Here is a 3,269-nt window from a genome sequence, read left to right as displayed (position 1 = left end):
GTATTAATGATGAGCTTTTAGTTTATAATAATGTTATTAGTCCCGACACATACACTATTGCAAGTTTAACTAAAGCATTCACATTAGGTAATTATGAAAATGCACAAGCTAAATTTGAGGGTTCCATTATACAATTATTAAATCAAGCGAAATTTAAAACCTATTGGATTTCAAATCAGAAACCCATTGGAGTTAATGATTCTCATGTTACCAAAATTGGGCTTGGTGCGGATAAATCTTATTTTTTTAATATAAAACATACTAATGAAAAAACACTTCTTGATGCAGCATTAGTAGATAAAATGAAAGATGTTTTATTAGAAGAAGGGAATAGAAAGGTGATTTTTTTACATACTTTGGGTACTCATTTTAATTATAAATACCGATATCCTGAGAGCTTTAATGTTTTCAATAATGAAATTCCAAAAACTAAATTCAAAAAGCAGGTCGTTTACGATGAAATAAATGCTTATGATAATGCGGTAAGATATACCGATTTTATTATAAATGAAGTAATTGAAACCACTAGAAAACGTAATGTAAAAAGCTTTGTTTTATATTTTTCAGATCATGGAGAAGAAGTTTATGAAAATAGTGAGTTTTCAGGGCATTTTAGAGATGAAAATTTAACCAAAAACCTTTATGAAATCCCCATGGTTTTATGGCGTTCTGAAAAATATAAAACGAGTAAAGAGGTTTTTTCAAGATTGAATTCAAAATATATGATTGACGATTTATTTCACTCCATTGCAGATTTGGTTGATGTTAATGCTGATGAAGTTGATTCTACTCGTAGTATATTTAGTGAATATTTTAAAGAACGAAAAAGAATTGTACGAGATACAGTTGATTATGATTTACATTTTAATGATTAGCAATAATTAACCATTTCATGAAAAGGAAAATTTGTATTGTATGTACTTCCCTCGAACATGGTGGCGCGGAACGTGCTTCAGCCATACAATCGAAAATTTTTAAAAATTTAGGATTTGATGTTTTTATCGTAACGGTTAAATCTGGAATAGCTTATGAATATGAGGGAGAAGTTTTTGATTTAGGGATTTATAAGAATGAAAAAAATTCTGCAGTAAGTAGAATGTATAGATTATATAAATTAAAACTTTATTTAAATAAAATGAAGTTTGATTTTATAATTGATAATAGGCCTAGAAATCAAGCCTACCGTGAGTTTATAATTACTAAATTTTTATATAAAGATCCCGTTATTTATGTTATTCATTCATATGAGGAATCTTTGGCTTTCAATAAATATAAATGGTTAAATAGATTTTTATATAAAAATGAAAGAATGATTTGCGTTTCAAAAAAAGGAACAGAAAAGTTTAAACAGATGTTTAATTTAAATAATATTTCAACAATATATAACGCATTTGATTTTAACGAAATAATAGGAGAATCAAATAAAACAATGCCAAGCTTAGGTTTTAATAATTACATTATTTATTACGGTAGAATTCATAACAAATCAAAAAATTTAAAGTTATTAATTGATTCTTATAACGAATCTGAGCTTAAAGAAATGCAGATTAAATTGGTTATTTTAGGTGATGGTGAAGACAAGGATTATTTGATGACTTACGCAAAAAAATTAAAATGCCAAGATTCAATTGAGTTTTTAAGATTTTGTAAAAATCCATTTCCTTATATAAAAAATGCACTTTTTTCTGTTTTAACTAGTCATTCAGAAGGTTTTGCACTTGTAATTCCAGAATCATTATGTTTGAAAACTCCTGTAATTTCGGTTGATTGCGATGCTGGACCAAAAGAAATAATTACACATGGTTATAATGGTTTATTAGTAGAAAATTATAATGTAACCGCTTTAGCAAAAGCGTTTAATACATTTATAGAAGATAAATCAATTTATAATAAATGTAAAAGTAATTCCAAACAAAGCGTGGAAAAATTTTCTATTGAAAATATTACTGAAGCGTGGAAAAATTTACTTAGTTAGTATATTTGTAATAAATTAAAAAAAAACTATTATTAGCTATTAGCAGAATAATAAATACCATTTTTTATTAAAACAGTATGAAAGACTTTAGCGAATTTCAGGATATACTTTGGACAATTTATAAGTAACTTTTGTTTAAAATTTAAATTTTTATAATCAATTTCATTTTTTAATTTTTTGTACAGGTCTTTTTCATCATTCACAATACATCTTAAAGAAAGCGCATATCTATTCACATCCAAATACTTTTTTAAAGAAAGATTATTTTTTTCCTCATTCTTATAAGAGTTGATAAAATTATATCTATCATTATTGTATTTACTATTTGATAGACTTGAAGCATCAAAATGATTGTACATCATCGTAATACAAGGATTAAATGCCACTTCATACTTTAAAGCAAATTTAAGCCATAAATCTAAATCTTGTCCAGTTCTTAAACTGGTATCATAAGTTCCGATTTCAAAAAATGAAGATTTTAAAAAGGCAGATGATGATGATGTTGCAATATAATTGTAAATATTTGCATCAAAAAAATCGGGAATAATTAAAAGTTCATTTTTATAATTAAAGTTGAAATTTGCCACTTTTATTAAATGCTCACTTAGTTTTACTTCATAATTATTGCAAAATACACCAGCATTAGGAAATGTTTCTATCAGTTTTTTTAATTCTGAAAGATGATTTTCATACCAAATATCGTCGGCATCTAATGGCGCAATATATTTGCCTTTTGAGTTTGAAATTGCTTTATTTCTGGCACATGAAGCACCAAGGTTTTTTTGCTCCAGTAACGTTATTTTAGAATTTTTAAATTGAGATACAATATTTAAACTATTATCAGTACTGCCATCATCAACAATAACAACCTCAAAATCCAAAAATGTCTGTTTTAAAACACTTTTAAGAGTAGCTTCGATATATTTCTCTTTATTATATAAAGGAATTATTACAGAGAAAAATGGCACCTGTGTGGTCGTATTCATTTTTGGTTATTTATTGAAATCATATAAAAAAGTTTAAAAACCTGAAAACTATAAACACTTTGAGTTGTTTTAGCTAAAAAGGCAAAACCTTTTGATACTATTGAAGCTATTGGTTTTAAAAACTTAAAACGTTGGGCTGTTTTTAGGAGCATGGAATGACCAATAAAATTAGGATATTCGTTTTTTAGAACAACTAAATTTTCAATAGCTTGTTTTGTTTTTTTTATAAATATATTATTGGATTCTAATTCTAAATGGATAACGGCATTTTCAATATGAATAATGGGAATACCATTCGTTTCTAATTC

The 3,269-nt window shown here is 26.2% G+C and carries 3 protein-coding genes and 1 pseudogene; 2 read left to right on the top strand and 2 right to left on the bottom strand.

Annotated features, from left to right (window positions below):
• A partial coding sequence (locus tag WBN21_RS16650; RefSeq protein WP_424202277.1) for a phosphoethanolamine transferase occupies nucleotides 1–875 on the top strand: 875 nt, incomplete at its 5' end.
• A gap of 17 nt (nucleotides 876–892) precedes the next feature.
• Nucleotides 893–1,975, top strand: coding sequence for a glycosyltransferase (locus WBN21_RS16645; RefSeq protein WP_424202275.1), 1,083 nt, complete (start codon nucleotides 893–895; stop codon nucleotides 1,973–1,975).
• Nucleotides 1,976–2,007: 32 nt separating this feature from the next.
• Here the strand turns inward: WBN21_RS16645 and WBN21_RS16640 are convergent, their stop codons facing one another.
• Nucleotides 2,008–2,961 carry a glycosyltransferase family 2 protein gene (locus WBN21_RS16640; protein WP_424202273.1) on the bottom strand — a complete coding sequence of 318 codons (954 nt, stop codon included), beginning with the start codon at nucleotides 2,959–2,961 and terminating at the stop codon, nucleotides 2,008–2,010.
• Nucleotides 2,958–3,269: pseudogene (locus WBN21_RS16635) on the bottom strand (hypothetical protein); the annotation flags it as partial. The gene WBN21_RS16640 and the pseudogene WBN21_RS16635, both read right to left, overlap by 4 nt.

The sequence above is a fragment of the Algibacter sp. genome, from assembly GCF_049667265.1.
Lineage (GTDB): Bacteria > Bacteroidota > Bacteroidia > Flavobacteriales > Flavobacteriaceae > Algibacter_B.
The sequence above is the reverse complement of the archived record's forward strand: the minus strand, read 5'-3'. Positions and strand labels throughout refer to the sequence as shown.

Bases quoted from the DNA above. Each gene is read 5' to 3' on its own strand.
- WBN21_RS16640 (WP_424202273.1), bottom strand. From the start codon at position 2,961: ATGAATACGACCACACAGGTGCCATTTTTCTCTGTAATAATTCCTTTA.
- WBN21_RS16645 (WP_424202275.1), top strand. From the start codon at position 893: ATGAAAAGGAAAATTTGTATTGTATGTACTTCCCTCGAACATGGTGGC.